The following is a 17,209-nucleotide window of genomic DNA, read 5'->3' as shown; positions in this document are numbered from 1 at the left end:
ACCGTAACCTACGGTTGCGTAGCCAGCGTTCGGTGGGCCCGATCACATCACACCCTCGGGCCGGGCCCGTCGATCGTCACAGTGCCCACGCGCCCGTCGGGTCGGCGAACCTAGCCGGCCGCACTGGTGGCGAGCGTCAACGCCCGGACCACGGCTTGGCGGGCAAGGTCGATCTTGAATGCGTTCTGGCTCAACGGTTGCGCACCGGACATGGCGGCTTGGGCGGCGGCACGGAACGCCTGCGAACCCGGCGCCTTCCCGACCAGCGTCGCCTCCGATTCGACCAACCGCCACGGCTTGGCCGCTACGCCGCCCAGCGCCATGGTCGCCGACGCGATGACGCCGTCGGACAGCTCGAGGCCGACCGCCACTGATACCAACGCGAACGCATAGCTGTGCCGGTCCCGCACCTTGAGGTACCAGGATTTCGCCGCGTAGGGCGACGGCGGCAGCTCGACACCGACGATCAATTCGGCGGGCTCGAGTGCGTTGTCGACCTCCGGTGTGTCGCCGGGCAGGCGGAAGAACTCGCCGATCGGAATGCGGCGCGCGCCCCTGGGGCCCGCCACGTGCACAACGGCGTCGAGGACCGCCAAGGCCACCGCCATGTCGGAGGGATTTGTGGCCACGCACTGCCGCCCGGCGCCGAGAACGGCGTGCTCCCGGTTGAAGCCATCCAGCGCCGCGCAGCCCGAACCGGGTGCGCGTTTGTTGCACTTCGCGAAGTCGGTGTCCATGAAGTAAGGGCAGCGGGTGCGCTGCAGCAGGTTGCCGCCCGCGGTCGCCATGTTGCGTAGCTGGGTGGTCGCGCCGCTCAGAATCGCGTGGGAGAGAACGGGATAGCGGGTTCGGATCAGCGTGTGGTTGGCGAGCGTGCTGTTCGTGACGCCCGCCTCGATGTACACCCCACCCGCCTCGGTCGCCGTCACCGACGTCAGACCGATTCGGCCGATATCGATCAGCGCTGGCGGCTGGACGACGCCATATTTCATCAGGTCAACGAGATTGGTGCCGCCCGCGAGATAGACGCCCCCCGTTCGGACCACCGCGGTGATCGCGTCGGCCACCGAGGTGGCGCGCTGATAGGCGAACGTCTTCACTGTGGCCTCGCCTCCGCAACCGCCGCGATGGCGTCGACGATGTTCGCGTACGCCCCGCACCGGCAGATGTTTCCGGCCATGCGTTCCTTGATCTCGTTCTCCGTCAGCGGGATCGAGCCCGCCAGCGCCGCCTGGCGGTCACTTTCGAAGGAGACCATGGAGAGATCGCCGCGAGCGTGTTCGCGCAGCATCGCGCGCGCCGACGAAACCTGGCCCGCAGTGCAGTAGCCGCACTGAAACCCGTCGTGCTCGAGGAACGCTTCCTGAAGCGGATCCAGATCGTCGCCGTCGGCGACTCCCTCGATGGTCAGCACTTCCGCGCCATCGATCGACACGGCCAGCGTCAGGCAACCGAGCACCCGCTCCCCGCGCACGGTCACGGTGCAGGCGCCACACAGCCCGTGATCGCAACCCTTCTTGGTGCCGGTCAATTCCAGGCGCTCTCGCAGCAGGTCGAGCAGTGTGGTGCGGACGTCCACGAGTAGCCGGTGCGTCGTACCGTTGACACCCAGCGCGATCTCGCATTCGGCAGCTGCATCCATCAGCCGTTCCCCTCCGGCGTCGCAAACGGCGTCATGAGATGTTCGACGGTGATCGGCAGCTCGCGCAACCTGCGGCCGGTGGCGTGAAAGATGGCGTTGGCGATGGCCGCCGGGACACCGCATACCCCGATCTCCCCGATCCCGCGAACGCCGAGTGGATCCAGCCCGAAATCCGGGGTGTCCACGAAGGAGATGTCGAAGTCGGGACGGTCGGCATGGGTGGGCACGTAATACTCCCCGATCAACTGTGCGGTGGCCGCGTCGTAGGGGACCTGCTCCATCAGCGCCATGCCCAAGCCGAACGTGATGCCGCCCATCACCTGACTGCGCGCGAGTTTCGGGTTGAGGACGCGGCCGCAGTCCAGCACGGCGACCCAGCGTGTCACCGTCGCGCGGCCAATCTGCTCGTCGACTTCGACTTCACAGAAGTGCGCACCGAACGATTGCGAGATCGCGTCGCGTTGATCGCCCGCGTCGGCGGACATGTCGAAGCTCAGCTCTGTTCGGTAGGGCTCGGCCCCGCGGTCGAGTATCGCCGTCACCGGGATCCGCGGGTTGCCACCGGGGCCGACCACGGCGCCGTCGGCGACGGTGAGCAGGTCCGGCGCCAGGCCGTAGAAAGGGGTCCCCTCGTCCCCGCTGACCAGCCTGAGCAGCCGCCGCTTCCATTCCGCCGCCGCCGCGAACACCGCCGAGCCGACCGTCGCGGTGGTCTGGGAGGCGCCGCTATACGGCGCATCGGGATAATCCGAGTCTCCGGAGGCAAACATCAACTGCGACAACGGTAGTCCGCACGCGTCGGCGGCAACCTGGCTCATCGCCGTGCGCACCCCGGTGCCGAGCTCGTGGGTCGCCGAGGCGAAGCGCACCAGCCCGTCCGCTGTGGTGGCCACGCTGCAGGACGCCGGCATCCGCCGGCCAGGGTAGGTCGCGGTGGCCATTCCCCAGCCGATCTGTATCCCCCGACCCGACAACGAGCGGGGCGCCAATGGCCTTTTGTCCCAACCGAATCGCTCGGCGCCCAGGGCATAGCAGTCCTGCAGGTGTGCACCGGACCAGCGCTTCCCGCTGGGCTGGTCGAAGTCGACGTGGTTGCGGATGCGGAGTGCCAGCGGATCCACACCCAGCTCGTAGGCCAGTTCGTCCATGGCCGACTCCAGGGCGAACAGGCCGGGCGCCTCCCCCGGCCCGCGCATGAAGCACGGTGTGGGCGCGTTGATGCGCGCGACTCGGTGCGAGACGACCAGGCGAGGTGAGTGGTACAAGAACCTGCTCGACAGCCCCGTCGGCTCGCAGAAGTGGGCCACGGTGGATGTCTCGGTGACGGTGTGATGCTCGGTGCTGCCCAGCAGTCCGCTGTCAGCGGCAACAAGCGTCACACGCTGCTCGGTGCGCGGCCGGTGCCCGGTCGAGGAGAACATCTGGTTGCGGCTCAGGACGAGCTTGACCGGTCTACCGACCGCGCGAGCCGCGACCGCCACCAGCGCCACGTGCATCCAGAGAAAGCTCTTCGACCCGAACGCCCCACCGACCAGCGGTGCGATCACCCGGACATTCGCCTCGGGTATGCCGAGGTACCCGGCGAGCACGGACCGCTCCCCGGTGATCCAGCGGGTGGTGTCGTGGACGGTGAGTCGGTCACCCTCCCAGGCGGCGATGGTCGAGGACAACTCGATGGGATAGTGCGCATTACGCGGTGTCGCGTAGTGAGAGTCAATCCGGTACGGCAGGCGCGGCTCATCAGGTGCACCGCGGCGGTCCTGCAGCTTCTCCTCCTCCAGCTTCACGAAGTGGTCGGGCAGGTAACTCCCGTACCGAATCCGGCCGTCCTGTTCGTCGGGTGGCTGCGGCCGGGTCAGCGTCTCGGCGGCGCTCAGCGTCGCCGGGCGGTGCTCGTAGTGCAGATCGATAAGTGATGCCGCGTACGTCGCGCGCTCCGGCGAGTCCGCGACCACGAGCGCCATGTGCTGCCCGACATGGTGAACGGTCAGGTCCGACAGCGGGGGCCGCCGCTCGATGGGCACGTCGAACGTGAGGTCCCTTGGAAGCGTGTGCAGTGGAGGGCAATTCAGAGGCGTCAGCACGTACAGGACACCCGGTGCCGCCGCGGCGCGGTCGGCGCCGGCGACCAGTGACTCGACGGTGACCGCCCCCCGGGGGATCTGCGACTGCACGAGGGCCGCATGCGCGACGGAATCGACGACCGTATCCGCGGTGTAGCGGGCACGGCCGGTGACCTTGGCACGACCCTCGACGCGGTTGATGGACAGTCCGACCTGTCGCGCTGGTGGCCGCGTCATCGAGGCGATGCGGCGTCGGTGAGGCGGCCATCGCGTCGAATAGGTGTGACGACACCCGAGTTGGGATACCGGGCACGTCGCGGCATCGACCCCTGGTTCATGGCTGCATGTTAGGCGGAGAGGCGCGATGCCGCCGGGTTCGCATGCCGGGCCTAGAGCAGCTCGAGCAGGAACGGCAGCTCCTGGTTGGCGTACCACGCCAAGTCGTGGTCCTGCGCGTCGCCGACGATCAACTCGGCATCCTCGTCACCCAGGTCGGCGGCGTCGATGGCCTCGATCGCCTTCGTAACCGCCGGCTCGGCGCCCGCGTTGTCGACGTACGCGGCGATCACGTCTGCAAGCGCGACCGGGCCGCTGAGCCGCACCACCGCGTCGTCGAGGTCGGGCCGGTAGGTGACCCCGGATTCGCCGAAGTCGACCTCGGCGGCCAGCACCGCGCGCCGCGGCGGCAGGGATCCGGTGGCGCCGGCGTCATCGGCCAACAGGCGCAGCGAGGCCAGCGCCGCCTCACGCAGCGCGACCTCGGCGAGCTCGTCGTCGTCGCCCTCGGCGTACGCCTCCCGCAGGGCCGGCGTCAGCGCGAACGCGGTGCCGTTGACGGGCCGTACCGAGCCGTCGGCGACGAGCCGCTGCAACATCGCCAGCGTGGCCGGAATGTAGACGAGCGTCACGGTGACACCTGCCGACCCGCTTCGACCGGCTCCGCCGCTCTTGCGATCGTCACGAATCCCCTATCAGTGTGGCCGCGTAGTCGTCGACGTATTTGGACAGCTCACGCGGCGGGCGCCGGTAGTTCCCGCTCACCACCGGCGTCTTGGGGAGTTTGACGCGCGGCCGCTCGACGTCGTGATAGGGGATCGTAGACAGCAGGTGCGCCATCATATTCAGGCGCGCGTGCTTTTTGATGTCCGATTCCACGACATACCAAGGGCTGACCGGGGTATCGGTGTGCACCATCATCTCGTCCTTGGCGCGTGAATAATCCTCCCGCTTGTACAGCGATTCGGTGTCCATCGGGCTCAGTTTCCATTGCCGCACAGGGTCGTTCAGCCGGGCCTTGAACCGCCGGAGCTGCTCGCCCTCCGAAACCGAAAACCAGTATTTGCGCAGCAGGATCCCGTCGTCGATGAGCATCTGCTCGAAGATCGGCGTCTGCCGCAAGAACAGCGCATGCTCTTGGGGCGTGCAGAATCCCATGACCTTCTCCACGCCGGCGCGGTTGTACCACGACCGGTCGAACAACACGATCTCCCCTTTGGCGGGAAGGTGGGCGATGTAGCGCTGGTAATACCACTGGCCGCGTTCCCGGTCCGTCGGCGAGGGCAGCGCCGCGATGCGGGCGACGCGCGGATTGAGGTATTCGGTGATCCGTTTGATCGTGCCGCCCTTGCCCGCCCCGTCGCGGCCTTCGAAAACGACCACCAGGCGCTGGCCGGTATGGCGCACCCACTCTTGCAGCCTCACGAATTCGGTTTGCAACCGGAACAATTCGGCTTGGTATACCTCGTCGGAAATCCTGGGCGCGTTCGGCGCAGTTGATTTCGCCGCCTTCGCCTTGGCGCTCTTCGTCGCGGTGCTCACATCAACGAATGATAGAACCGGCCATCGCTTTTCACTGTGACTAATTACCGGGAAGCTTCCAACAATTCTTCGAGCGACTGGCTCAGCAGGCCGGGCAGCAGCTCGACGTCGCTCATCGCCTCGCGGTCGGCGTTGATGCCGAAATACAGCATGCCGTTGTAGGACGTCACGCTGATGGCCAGCGCCTGGTTGTGCAGCAGGGGCGGGACGGCGTAGGTCTCCAGCAGTTTGGTGCCGGCGATGTACATCTGCGACTGGGCCCCGGGCGCATTGGTGATCAGCAGGTTGAACGTCCGCCTGGAGAAGCTCGGGAAACTGGTGGCGACCCGGATACCCATGGCGTGCAGCGTGGGCGGCGCGAATCCCGACAGGGTGACGATGGTCCTGGCGTCCACCAGGCGCGCGGCCGTCGGGTTCGACTCCGTGGCGTGCGCGATCTGCGACAGCCGGACGACCGGGTTGGGCTCCCCCACCGGCAGGTCCACCAGGAACGGCATCACCTGGCCGATCGCTTGGCCCGGTCCGGTCGCATCGAGCTGGCCTTCGGCGTAGATGGACAGGGGCGCCATCGCGCGCACGGTCGCGGTCGGCGACACCGCCACCCCGCGTGACATCAGCCAGTTGCCCAAAGCGCCGGCGATCACCGCCAGCACCACATCGTTGACGTCGCAGTCGTAGCGCGCGCGCACAGTGCGATAGTCGTCCAGGTTGCAGCTCGCGACCGTGAACCGCCGGTGGCGCGACACGTTGGCATTGAGCGGGCTGCTCGGCGCGGTCCCGCGCGCCACGGTCCGCGCGAAATCGACGACCCGGCGACCCGCGGCCAGCAGTTCACCATTGTTGGTCACCAAACCGCCGATGGTCGACCCGACGGCCTGCAGCTGGGTGGTCGGCCCGACGAACCAGTCGCCGATGGCCCCGAAGATTAGCCGCGCGTTGCCCGGGTCGCGTTCGGGGACCCAGATGTCCTCGGGCAGGGCCGGGAGGCGTCTGGTGCGATCGGCGATGACGTGGTTGATCTCCAGCGCCGCCATGCCGTTGATCAAGGCTTGGTGCGACTTGGTGTAGAGGGCGACCCGGTTCTTGGACAGGCCCTCGACCAGATACATCTCCCACAGCGGCCGCGACTTGTCCAGCGGCCGGGCGGCCAGGCGGGCGACCAGCTCGTGCAGCTGTTCGTCGCTGCCCGGGGAGGGCAGCGCGGAGCGCCGCACGTGGTAGGTGATGTCGAAGTCGGCGTCGTCGATCCACACGGGCCGGGCCGAGCCCACCCGCACCTCACGGACCTTCTGCCGGTAGCGCGGGATCTGCGGCAACCGCCGTTCGACCGTGGACAGCAGCGTCTCGTAGCTCAATCCCGCGCGCGGACGGCGCAGGATCGACAGCGATCCGACGTACATCGGGGTGGCCGTGTTCTCCAGCCGGAAAAACGCCGCGTCCGCCGGGGACAACCGGGTCACCATAGGGAGTTGTCCTCCTCGTCGAATCATCGCCGGCGTCGCTACACGAGATTTCCCGACCACGGTAATCGTCTGGGCGGGGCCGGGCCGAGCGCGGGTACGCGCGCGCCCGAGTTGTGCCATGATGACCACTGCCTGCCACTCTCCAGCGGGCTTCCGGTCCCGGCCGATGAGTTGGAGAGTGCGCGTTGAACACCAATCCTGTCGTGGGTCAGCCCGACGCCTTCGCCGTCCTGCCCGTCGTCGACTACGAGCCCCCGGCACGGGAGGTGCCGCGGAGCGCCCCGGCCTGCCGGCGGTCGTCCCGCGCGCCGTCGGTACGGCGCAGCACCCGCGTCGCGCGCCGGCCCCACCCGCCGGGAAGGCCGACGGCGGAGCCCCGCGCCGCCGCGTCAGGGCAGATGCGGCAGGCCGCGGCCTTCGCCGACGCCGCGCTGCGGCGGGTGCTCGAAGTCATCGACCGGCGCCGCCCGGCCGCCCAGCTGCGCCCGTTGCTGACGCCCAGCCTGGTGGATTCCGTGGTCGCGGTGGGCCATACGACCGCCGGCCACGAGGGCGCCGCGGTGCTGCGGCGGATGCGTCTGCAGCCGGCCGGTCACGGGGACCCCCAGGCCGCGGCCGAGGTCTCCGGCTCCTACAGCCGCGGCAACCGGATCCACGCGATCGCCTGCCGCGTCGAGCGGGTGCCTGCCGGTGCCGGAGGCCGCTGGCTGGTGGTGGCCCTCCACATCGGTTGACCCGACGGATCAGCGCGCAGGACCGCTGGGTGCCAGCGGACCGCCCGCGTAGCGGGTCAGCACCGGCCCCGCGATCGCCATGATGAAGACGTACGACGTCGCCAGCGCGGCGACCGCGGGGATCGACGTGCCCGCCAACCCGATGATGATCAGCGAGAATTCGCCCCTGGCGATGAGCGCGGTGCCCGCGCGCAGCTGCCCGCGCCGCGCCACCCCGTCGCGCCGGGCGGCGAAGATCCCGGTGGCGACCTTGGTGGCCGCCGTGACCGCGGCCAGGATCAGCGCCGCCGGCAGCATCGGGACCAGCGCGTGCGGGTCGACCGAAAAGCCGATCGCCAGGAAGAAGATGGCGGCGAACAGGTCCCGCAGCGGCCCGAGCACTCGACGCGCCCGATCGGCCGTCTCCCCGGTCAGCGTCAGGCCCACCAGGAAGGCGCCCACCGCCGCCGACGCGTGCAGGGATTCGGCCAGGGCCGCCACGATCAGGGTGATGCCCAGCACCCGGAGCAGCAGCTGTTCGGAATCGGGGTGTTCGACCAGCCGGCCGACGTGGTGGCCCCAGCGGTAGGACGCGGCGAAGGCGGCCAACAGTGCGGCCACCGCCGCCACCATGCCGACGACCGCGTGCAGCCAGCCGCCGCCGGCGGCCAGCACGGCGAACAGCGGCAGGTAGGCCGCCATCGCGAAGTCTTCGAGGACCAGCACGGAAAGCACGGCCGGCGTCTCCCGGTTACCGAGCCGGTGCAAGTCCTCCAGCAGGCGGGCGATGACGCCCGAGGAGGAGATGTAGGTGACGCCGGCCAGACACAGGATCGCCACGCCGTCCAGTCCCAGCAGCCAGCCGGCGACGGCGCCGGGCGCCGCATTGAGGACGGCGTCGACGCCCGCGGACGGCAGGTGGTGGCGCAGGCTGGCGGCGAATTCGGCCGCCGAGAACTCCAGGCCCAGGGTCAGCAGCAGCAGCACGACGCCGATGGGCGCGCTCGTCGTGATGAACTGGCCGCCGGCGTCCAGCGGCAGGATCCCGCCCTTGCCCAGCGACAGACCGGCGAGCAGGTACACCGGGATCGGGGACAACGCGAATCGGCGTGCGACGGCGCCCAACACGGCAAGCGTGGCCAGGAGGGCGCCGAGTTGTAGCAACAGCGCCCACGAAACCTGCACCGGCTCAGCCCTTGTCGATTATCTGCTCGACGCCGGCGATGCCGTCCTGGGTGCCGATCACAATCAAAACGTCTCGGGCGTAAAGCATTTCGGCCGGACCGGGCGAGGCGAGCACTTCCTCGTTGCGCACGATCGCGACGATGGAGGCGCCGGTGCGGGTGCGGGCGTGGGTGTCGCCCAACGGGTGCCCTACGAACGGGCTGTGGGCCAGGATGTGGACCTGACCCGTCTCGAGGCCGGGTATTTCGCGGGCCAGCTCGGTGAACCGCTCGGCGATCCGGGGCGCCCCCAGGATCTGGGCCACCGCCTCGGCCTCCTCGTCACTGAGTTGCAGGAGCGGCCGGGCCTTGTCCGGATCGTCGCGGGCATACACAACGAGCTCGAAGTCGCCGCTTCGCCGCGCGATGATGCCGATGCGGTCGCCCTTGTGATCGGTGAACTCGTAGCGAAGGCCGACGCCCGGCAGCAGCACCTCCTTGACATCCATACCGTCAATCCTGACAGGCCGGCCGGTGGCGCGGTCGCCGGATCGCGGGGCTCCTAGAGAATTCCTGAAGAGTCAGCCCTGGCGGGCCATCCCCGCGGGCTGGCGGCGCGGTATCGGCAGCAGCATCGACACCTCGCGCCGGTAATCGCGGTATTGGGGGCCCAGCGATGCGACCAGGTCACGCTCCTCCAGCTGGGTGGCGATCAGGATGTAGCACGTCATGCCGATCGAGAACAGCAGATGCCCGGCCGTCATGACGGGCGCGGCCCAGAACGCGATGACCATCCCGAGCATCAGGGGGTGGCGCACCACGCGGTAGAGCAGGCGGACGCGGAATTCGATGCTGGTGTAAGGCTTCTGGCGCGACGCCAGGTACACCTGCCGGAGCCCGAACAGGTCGAAATGGTTGATCAGGAACGTCGCCAGCAGCGCTATCGCCCAGCCGAGCCAGAACAGCGCCCACAGCACCGCGCGGACGGCGGGCACCCGCACGTCCCAGAAGACGGTCGGCATCGTTCGCCATTGCCAGTACAGCAGGGCCAACACCGCGCTGGACAGCAGCACGTAGGTGCTGCGCTCGATCGGCGACGGCACGACGCGGACCCACCATCGCTTGAACGCGGGCCGGGCCATCACGCTGTGCTGGACCCCGAACGCGACGATCAGCGCCGTGTTGACCAGCACCGCCTCGGTGATGGGTGCGGCGAGCCCGCGGTCGACGCTTCGTGGCACCGCCAGGTTGCCCACGAAACCGATCAGATACAGGAAGGCCGCGAGGAAGAGCAGGTACGCCGCGGCGCCGTAGCCAAGCGTCAGATATCGCTTCATGGGCCAAGTGTCCGCCGCGTGCACCCGCCCGCCTATAGGTCGATTGCCTCATCTTGGCGGAAGCGGCCCCTAGGCATTTTTGACCAGTCCGTGACGCAGCGCGCCCGCCTGGGCCGCGTCGAGTGGACTATCGGCTCAGCGGCGCTTGACCGATTTGGGCGGCTTGGCCCCGCGACCCTGCTGCCGTGCGGCCGCACGGCGCTCGCGCCGGGAGCCTCCCCCCGCGACGCCCGCCGGCGTCTTCTGGCCGTCGCCGCCGTTGCGCTGGACCTGCGCCGAGCCGTCCTCGGACGGGCCGGAATAGGTCAGGGCCGGTTGCTGGTCGTCGATTCCCTTGGCGCGCAACTGGGCTGGAGGCTCTTCGCGCACGGGCGGCGCGGTGTCGCCCTGGTCTGCCGCGGTTGCGAGGTCCTTGAGCCCCTCGGGCGCCTCCATCGGCGCGACCTGCGGCGACGGCACCGCCTCGACGGTGACGTTGAACAGGAACCCGACCGACTCCTCCTTCATCCCGTCGAGCATCGCCATGAACATGTCGTAGCCCTCGCGCTGGTACTCCACCAGCGGATCGCGCTGCGCCATGGCGCGCAGCCCGATGCCCTCCTTGAGGTAGTCCATCTCGTAGAGGTGTTCGCGCCACTTGCGGTCGATGACGTTGAGCAGCACGTTGCGCTCCAGCTGCCGCATCGCACCCTCGCCCGCGATCTCCTCGAGCTCGGCTTCCCTTGCCGCATAAGCGCGTTCGGCGTCCTTGAGTAGCTCGTCGAGCAGCTCCTCGCGGGTGAGGTCGTCGCGCTCGGAGTCACCGTCCAGGCGCATCAGGGTCTCGTGGTCGATGCCGACCGGGTACAGCGTCTTGAGCGCGGTCCACAACGCCTCCAGGTCCCAGTCCTCGGCGTAACCGTCGGCGGTCGCGCCGTTGACGTAGGCGGTGACCACGTCGCGGACCATGTCCAGCGCCTGCTCCTTGAGGTTCTCGCCTTCCAGGATGCGGCGGCGCTCGGCGTAGATCACCTTGCGCTGCTGGTTCATCACCTCGTCGTACTTGAGGACGTTCTTTCTGACCTCGAAGTTCTGCTGCTCGACCTGGGTCTGTGCGCTCTTGATCGCCCGGGTGACCATCTTGGCCTCGATCGGCACGTCGTCGGGCAGGTTCAGCCGGTTGAGCATCGCCTCCAGCGCGGCCCCGTTGAACCGGCGCATGAGCTCGTCGCCCAGCGACAGGTAGAAGCGGGACTCGCCCGGGTCGCCCTGACGGCCGGAGCGGCCGCGCAGCTGGTTGTCGATGCGCCGCGACTCGTGACGCTCCGTGCCCAGCACGTACAGGCCGCCGGCCTCGACCACCTCGGCGGCCTCCTTGCCGGCCTCCTCCTTGACCTTGGGCAGCTCCTCGTGCCAGGCCGCCTCGTACTCTTCCGGGGTCTCCACCGGATCGAGGCCGCGCTCGCGCAGCCGCAGGTCGGTGAGGAAGTCGACGTTGCCGCCCAGCACGATGTCGGTGCCTCGGCCGGCCATGTTGGTGGCCACCGTGATCCCGCCGCGGCGGCCCGCCACGGCAACGATGCCGGCCTCCTGCTCGTGGTACTTGGCGTTGAGCACGTTGTGCGGGACGCGGCGCTTCTGGAATTGCCGCGACAGGTACTCCGAGCGCTCCACGCTGGTGGTACCGATCAGGACGGGCTGGCCCTTCTCGTAGCGCTCGACGACGTCGTCGACCACCGCGATGTACTTGGCCTCCTCGGTCTTGTAGATGAGATCGGACTGGTCGGTGCGGACCATCGGCTTGTTGGTGGGGATGGGCACCACGCCCAGCTTGTAGATCTCGTGCAGCTCGGCCGCCTCGGTCTGCGCGGTACCGGTCATGCCGGCGAGCTTGTCGTAGAGCCGGAAGTAATTCTGCAGCGTGATGGTGGCCAGCGTCTGGTTCTCGGCCTTGATCTCGACGTGCTCCTTGGCCTCGATGGCCTGGTGCATGCCCTCGTTGTAGCGGCGGCCGTAGAGCACACGGCCGGTGAACTCGTCGACGATGAGCACCTCGCCGTCGCGGACGATGTAGTCCTTGTCGCGGTTGAACAGCTCCTTGGCCTTCAGCGCGTTGTTAAGGTAGCTGACCAGCGGAGAGTTGGCGGCCTCGTAGAGGTTGTCGATGCCGAGCTGGTCCTCGACGAACTCGACGCCGAGTTCGTGCACGCCGACGGTGCGCTTGCGCAGGTCCACCTCGTAGTGGACGTCCTTCTCCATCAGCGGCGCCAGCCGGGCGAACTCGAGGTACCAGTTCGACGCGCCGTCGGCGGGCCCGGAGATGATCAGCGGGGTGCGGGCCTCGTCGATCAGGATGGAGTCGACCTCGTCGACGATCGCGAAGTTGTGCCCGCGCTGCACCAGGTCGTCCAGCGAATGCGCCATGTTGTCGCGCAGGTAGTCGAAGCCGAACTCGTTGTTGGTGCCGTAGGTGATGTCGGCGTTGTAGGCCACCCGGCGCTCGTCGGGCGTCATCTGGGCCAGGATCACGCCGACGTCCAGGCCGAGGAAGCGGTGCACGCGGCCCATCCACTCGCTGTCGCGTTTGGCCAGGTAGTCGTTGACCGTGACGACGTGCACGCCCTTGCCGCCGATGCCGTTGAGGTAGGCCGGCAACACCGAGGTCAGGGTCTTGCCCTCACCGGTCTTCATCTCGGCGACGTTGCCGAAGTGCAGCGCCGCCGCGCCCATCACCTGCACGTCGAAGGGGCGCTGGTCGAGCACCCGCCAGGCCGCCTCGCGGGCCACCGCGAACGCCTCGGGCAGCAGGTCGTCGAGGCTTTCGCCGTCGGCGTGCCGCTTCTTGAACTCGTCGGTCTTGGCGCGCAGCTCCGCGTCGGTCAGCTTTTCGACCTCGTCGGACAAGGTGTTGACGTAGTCAGACACCCGCTTGAGACGCTTGAGCATGCGACCTTCGCCGAGGCGCAGCAACTTCGACAGCACGGTGTTGTCCCCTTTGGGATGTGCCCCTGTTGGTAGGAGTCTCTATAAGGCGACTCCCATGGTAGGTGACAACCCCGCGAGGGCCGCCCAACCTCAGGATGGCCTGCTCAGGAGAGCCTGATCAGCCCGTAGTCGTAGCCGTGGCGGCGGTAGACCACGCACGGCCGTTCGGTCTGCTTGTCGTGGAACAGGAAGAAGTCGTGCCCGACGAGCTCCATCTCGTAGAGCGCGTCGTCGACCGTCATCGGCGTGGCCGGGTGCTCCTTGGTCCGCACGATGCGGCCGGGCTCGTGGTCGGTCTCGGTGCCGTCGCCGTCGACGGGCGGCTCCGGCAGAAGTTCCTGCGGCGGCGCCGGCACCACCGCGGTGGCGGCGGCCAGCGACACCGGCGTCTTGTCGCCGTAGTGGACCTTGCGGCGGTCCTTGGCGCGGCGCAGCCGGTTCTCCAGCTTGTCGACCGCGGACTCGAACGCCGCGTAGAAGCTGTCGGCGCAGGCCTCGGCCCGGCTTACCGGCCCGCGGCCGCGGGCGGTGATCTCCACGCGTTGACACGATTTGCGCTGGCGCCGGTTGGGCGCGTGTTTGAGCTCGACATCGAAGAGGTAGATGGAGCGATCGAACCGCTCGAGGCGGGCGAGTTTCTGGGAGACGTAGACGCGGTAGTGGTCGGGGATTTCTACGTTGCGGCCCTTGATGACGACTTCGGCGTCGGTCGTCGGTTGAGCTTGGCCGTCGGTGTGCGTCGGCGGTTGGTCGAGAATCTGACCGGAATCCACGGATAGCCTTGACATACGTGACAACTCGTTTCTCTTTCACGTCGCACGCGCCCTGCGTGCCCGGCTTACTACGACGCGCCGACGAGGTGGGAGAGCGGTCCTCTGAAACAAGTCACCGCCGCAGGCTGCTCGCCGATGCAAGGTGTCGAATACTCACCCCTTCCCGCGAGTGGGGTCTCAACCTGGGAATGTCGCGACCAGTGAGTCAGACCAGTGAGTCGATTGATGTTGTTCTCGACGTTAGCTCTTGTTCGCCTCGCCATGCCACTGATTTCGCGGAGCTGTTGCGAGTTCTTCACATACTCTTGGCGACCGCACAGCCTCACGCGACCGCGACCGTCAGCACGGCGCCGACCCGCACGCCGGCGGCGCCCAACACCCGCACCGACTCGCGCGCCGTCGCCCCGGTGGTGACGATGTCGTCGACGATCAACGCCTCGGTGACCGGTCGCCGTCCCCGCAGCAGCACCCGCCCCGCGACGTTGCGCTCGCGGGCGGTGATGCCCAGGCCCACCGAGTCGCGAACCAGCGCCCGCATCCGCAGCGCCGGGACGACGGCGATCCCCGGGTGGCCGGCCACGGCGGTGCGCGCCAGCCGGGCGACCGGGTCGCCGCCGCGCCGGCGCGCCGCCGCACGACGCGTCGGAGCCGGCACGACGGTCAGCGGTGTCTCGACGATCCCCCACGACAGCAGCCGGTGCACGCCGGTGGCCAGCGCGGCCGCCAACGGCCCCACGAGGTCGCCGCGGCCGTGCTCCTTGAGCCCCAGGATCGCCTGCCGGCGCGCGCCGGCGTAGCGGCCGAGCGCGAACACCGGCACCTGCGGGTCGACCCGCGGGCTCACCACGTGCGGCTGGTCGGCGGCCACCGACAGCTCCCGGGCGCAGGCGTCACACCAGCGGGTCGACGGGGCCCCGCAACCGCCGCACTGCAGCGGCAGGATGAGGTCGAGCATGACCGCCAGTCTCGGCGTCAGGGGTGACAACACCGAAACGCCTTGACACCGAGATCGACGTTGGCGCGCCCCTTACTCGCACTTTCTCACGCTGGCGTCGATTTCGGCGGTGGCGGCGCTACGCCGCGCTTGCGATCGCCACTAGCCCGATGGTGGCGACCCGCCGCGCCCGGCTACGCCGCGCTTGCGATCGCCACTAGCCCAATGGTGGCGACCCGCCGCGCCCGGCTACGCCGCGCTTGCGATCGCCACTAGCCCGGCAGCACCGGGGCCGCCCCGAACACCGTCAGCCCGGGCACCTCCGACCAGCCCTGCTGGCTTTCGGCCGCCGACGCCGAGTACTGCAGCACCCCTTGCGGGGCCCCGACGTAGATCGTCGACGGGTTGGCCGCGACGGTCAGCACCGGCATCTGCAGCCCGCGGGCCGGCGCGTCGGAGTTCACCCCGTCGAGGTTGACGTAGGAGACGGGATGGCTGGCGTCGGTGCGGGTCACCACGATGTCGTCGCCGGTGCGCCAGGACAGCGAGACCACCGAATTGCCCAGCCCGAAGCCGAGCCGCCGCGGGTAGGTCAGGGCGAACTGGCCGGCCTGGGTCTGCTCGACGCTGGCCAGCACCACCTGGCCGCCGATCACCATCGCGGCGCGGGTGCTGTCGCGGGACAGCTGCAGATCGGTGATCGGCCCCGGGAAGCGGCTGGCCACGGCGACGGAATCGACCGGGATGCGGGCGGGTTGCCCGGAGGCCGGCTCCTGAATCGCGCGCAGCACGTTGTTGCCGTCAACCACGGTCCAGACCGCGTCGTCCAGCGACCAGCTGGGCCGCGTCAGGCTGTGCCCGTCGGCGGACTGGACCGCCTCACCGCCGAGGTCGCCGATCCACAGCGACGCCGCTTCGTCGGGCGCGCCCCGGTGCAGCGTGACGACGGACGCCACCTGCCGCCCGCTGCGGGAGAGCGCGGCGCCGGTCTGGTCACCCATCCGCCCGAAGGCCCCGGACACGTTGGTGAAGCGCTGTCCGTCCAGTGACACCAGCGAGCCGTTCACCAGGGCATGCAGGCCGGCGCCGGCGCCGTCGGCCACGCCGGGGTCGGTGGCCGCGACGTCGGAGGTCGTCCACCCTTCGGCGAACCTGTCGTCCAGCGGCGCGCCGTCGGCGTTGATCACATACGGGCCCCGGATGTCGGCCCGGGCCAGCGTCCAGATGATCTGCGCGGCAAGCAATTGCCTGCTGTGCGGGTCGGTGGTGGACAGCTTCTCCAGGTCGATGCGCGCGCCGCCGTAGCCGCGCCCGATCCCGTTCTTGCCGCCGTCGGCGCGAGTCACCGGCCCGCGCAGCCGCAGCGGCGGGGCGAGCAGGTTGCGGACGGTGTGCGCCATCTCCGGGCGCGGGCCGCCGATCAGCTTGGAGACCAGCTCGGTGGCGAGTTGGTCGTGATCGGCGACCGCGACGTAGCGCGGATCGGGCACCACCGTCTTGCCGGTGGGGTCGGCGAAGTACAGCGTGTTGCGCTTGTAGGTCGCCTGAAACTGCTGCCAGTCCAGGAACACCCCGTTGGGCAGCCGGTCGATCCGCCACCCGCCCGAAGTCTTGACCAACTCGATCGGGCCCGGGTCGGGCAGCACCCCCTCCGCCGTCTCGAACACCCCCATGTCCGACAGCGACCCCAGAATGTCCGCCCGCATGTTCGCCGAAACCCGTTCGGCCGCACGGGTTTCCACGAATACCACGTGGTCGATCAGCAGGGCGCTGCCGGCGTCGTCCCAGGCGTTGGACGCCGACTGGGTGAGGAACTGCCGGGCCGCCAGATGCCGGTTCGCGGGATCGGCTGTGGCCTTGAGGAATTCGCGCAGCAACACGTCGGGATCCATGCCCGGCGTCGGCTTGGGCAGGTTCGACGGGGCCGGCCGTTCGACGGTGCCGATGGCCTGGGGGGCCGACGAGCTGGGCACCCCCGCGCACCCGGCCAGCACCACCGCGAGGACCAACAGCCCGAGCAGGCGCCGCATCACCCGCTCCTCTCGGCGTGTTCGCGCTGACGCGACCGGTCTTTGGTCTGCTGCGGGCCCGTCGCCGTCGTCGCGGTGGGCGGAATGGGCTTCATGGGCAGCGGGCTGGGCCTGGCGATCAGCGTGGAGGACGCCCGCCTGCACCAGGGCCGGCTGGAGGCGTGGGGTGAGCCCGGTGAGGGCTCGTGTTTCCGGCTCACCCTTCCGCTGGTCCGCGGCCACAAGGTCACCACCAGCCCGCTGCCCATGAAGCCCATTCCGCCCACCGCGACGACGGCGACGGGCCCGCAGCAGACCAAAGACCGGTCG

The 17,209-nt window shown here is 69.1% G+C and carries 14 protein-coding genes and 1 pseudogene; 2 read left to right on the top strand and 13 right to left on the bottom strand.

Annotation, left to right across the window (positions count from 1 at the left end; translation table 11 throughout):
* Window positions 1–110 precede the first annotated feature (110 nt).
* The 6 genes from A5692_RS15255 to A5692_RS15230 form a co-directional block, all read right to left on the bottom strand.
* On the bottom strand, window positions 111–1,100 hold the full coding sequence (locus tag A5692_RS15255) for a xanthine dehydrogenase family protein subunit M (protein ID WP_068057290.1): 990 nt from the start codon (window positions 1,098–1,100) through the stop codon (window positions 111–113).
* Complete coding sequence (locus A5692_RS15250; protein ID WP_068057288.1) at window positions 1,097–1,642, bottom strand: 2Fe-2S iron-sulfur cluster-binding protein; 546 nt, start codon at window positions 1,640–1,642, stop codon at window positions 1,097–1,099. The genes A5692_RS15255 and A5692_RS15250 overlap by 4 nt, the downstream gene beginning before the upstream one ends.
* The gene (locus A5692_RS15245; protein ID WP_068057286.1) at window positions 1,642–3,942 is read right to left on the bottom strand and encodes a xanthine dehydrogenase family protein molybdopterin-binding subunit; all 2,301 of its coding nucleotides are present in this window, start codon (window positions 3,940–3,942) and stop codon (window positions 1,642–1,644) included. The genes A5692_RS15250 and A5692_RS15245 overlap by 1 nt, the downstream gene beginning before the upstream one ends.
* Before the next feature lie 152 nt (window positions 3,943–4,094).
* Complete coding sequence (locus A5692_RS15240; RefSeq protein ID WP_068057283.1) at window positions 4,095–4,613, bottom strand: hypothetical protein; 519 nt, start codon at window positions 4,611–4,613, stop codon at window positions 4,095–4,097.
* 49 nt (window positions 4,614–4,662) lie between these two features.
* Window positions 4,663–5,523, bottom strand: a complete 861-nt coding sequence (gene ppk2, locus A5692_RS15235) for a polyphosphate kinase 2 (RefSeq protein WP_068057281.1) — start codon at window positions 5,521–5,523, stop codon at window positions 4,663–4,665.
* Window positions 5,524–5,567: 44 nt separating this feature from the next.
* Window positions 5,568–6,986 (bottom strand): wax ester/triacylglycerol synthase family O-acyltransferase, encoded by a 1,419-nt coding sequence (locus A5692_RS15230; protein ID WP_068057279.1) that lies wholly within the window; start codon window positions 6,984–6,986, stop codon window positions 5,568–5,570.
* Between the two features lie 185 nt (window positions 6,987–7,171).
* Here A5692_RS15230 and A5692_RS15225 point away from each other — a divergent pair, with 185 nt between their 5' ends.
* Window positions 7,172–7,720, top strand: coding sequence for an Rv3235 family protein (locus A5692_RS15225; RefSeq protein WP_156766096.1), 549 nt, complete (start codon window positions 7,172–7,174; stop codon window positions 7,718–7,720).
* Window positions 7,721–7,729: 9 nt separating this feature from the next.
* On the opposite strand, the gene A5692_RS15220 is transcribed toward A5692_RS15225, so the two are convergent.
* From A5692_RS15220 to lpqB, 7 genes are all read right to left on the bottom strand, one after another.
* Window positions 7,730–8,884 (bottom strand): cation:proton antiporter, encoded by a 1,155-nt coding sequence (locus tag A5692_RS15220; protein ID WP_068057277.1) that lies wholly within the window; start codon window positions 8,882–8,884, stop codon window positions 7,730–7,732.
* Window positions 8,885–8,888: 4 nt separating this feature from the next.
* Window positions 8,889–9,371: a cation:proton antiporter regulatory subunit gene (locus A5692_RS15215; RefSeq protein WP_068057275.1), complete on the bottom strand. Its 483-nt coding sequence runs from the start codon at window positions 9,369–9,371 to the stop codon at window positions 8,889–8,891.
* A gap of 72 nt (window positions 9,372–9,443) precedes the next feature.
* Complete coding sequence (gene mddA / locus A5692_RS15210; protein ID WP_068057343.1) at window positions 9,444–10,199, bottom strand: methanethiol S-methyltransferase; 756 nt, start codon at window positions 10,197–10,199, stop codon at window positions 9,444–9,446.
* A gap of 135 nt (window positions 10,200–10,334) precedes the next feature.
* Window positions 10,335–13,160, bottom strand: a complete 2,826-nt coding sequence (gene secA, locus A5692_RS15205) for a preprotein translocase subunit SecA (protein ID WP_068057273.1) — start codon at window positions 13,158–13,160, stop codon at window positions 10,335–10,337.
* Window positions 13,161–13,267: 107 nt separating this feature from the next.
* A complete protein-coding gene (hpf, locus tag A5692_RS15200) occupies window positions 13,268–13,936 on the bottom strand; it encodes a ribosome hibernation-promoting factor, HPF/YfiA family (protein WP_068057271.1) in 669 nt (222 codons plus the stop codon).
* A 322-nt stretch (window positions 13,937–14,258) separates the two neighbouring features.
* A complete protein-coding gene (locus A5692_RS15195; protein ID WP_068057269.1) occupies window positions 14,259–14,891 on the bottom strand; it encodes a ComF family protein in 633 nt (210 codons plus the stop codon).
* Window positions 14,892–15,142: 251 nt separating this feature from the next.
* Window positions 15,143–16,900 carry an MtrAB system accessory lipoprotein LpqB gene (lpqB, locus tag A5692_RS15190; RefSeq protein WP_197514470.1) on the bottom strand — a complete coding sequence of 586 codons (1,758 nt, stop codon included), beginning with the start codon at window positions 16,898–16,900 and terminating at the stop codon, window positions 15,143–15,145.
* Window positions 16,901–16,996: 96 nt separating this feature from the next.
* Between lpqB and A5692_RS29115 the strand changes: the two are divergent.
* A pseudogene (locus A5692_RS29115) lies at window positions 16,997–17,209 on the top strand (two-component sensor histidine kinase); the annotation flags it as partial.

This window comes from Mycobacterium sp. E342, from assembly GCF_001667665.1.
In the GTDB taxonomy this organism is placed as follows: domain Bacteria; phylum Actinomycetota; class Actinomycetes; order Mycobacteriales; family Mycobacteriaceae; genus Mycobacterium.
Note: the sequence above shows the minus strand (reverse complement) of the source record. Positions and strands in the feature narration are given on the sequence as shown.

Bases quoted from the DNA above. Each gene is read 5' to 3' on its own strand.
- A5692_RS15195 (WP_068057269.1), bottom strand. From the start codon at position 14,891: ATGCTCGACCTCATCCTGCCGCTGCAGTGCGGCGGTTGCGGGGCCCCG.
- A5692_RS15215 (WP_068057275.1), bottom strand. From the start codon at position 9,371: ATGGATGTCAAGGAGGTGCTGCTGCCGGGCGTCGGCCTTCGCTACGAG.
- mddA (WP_068057343.1), bottom strand. From the start codon at position 10,199: ATGAAGCGATATCTGACGCTTGGCTACGGCGCCGCGGCGTACCTGCTC.
- A5692_RS15245 (WP_068057286.1), bottom strand. From the start codon at position 3,942: ATGACGCGGCCACCAGCGCGACAGGTCGGACTGTCCATCAACCGCGTC.
- A5692_RS15230 (WP_068057279.1), bottom strand. From the start codon at position 6,986: ATGGTGACCCGGTTGTCCCCGGCGGACGCGGCGTTTTTCCGGCTGGAG.
- A5692_RS15250 (WP_068057288.1), bottom strand. From the start codon at position 1,642: ATGGATGCAGCTGCCGAATGCGAGATCGCGCTGGGTGTCAACGGTACG.
- lpqB (WP_197514470.1), bottom strand. From the start codon at position 16,900: ATGCGGCGCCTGCTCGGGCTGTTGGTCCTCGCGGTGGTGCTGGCCGGG.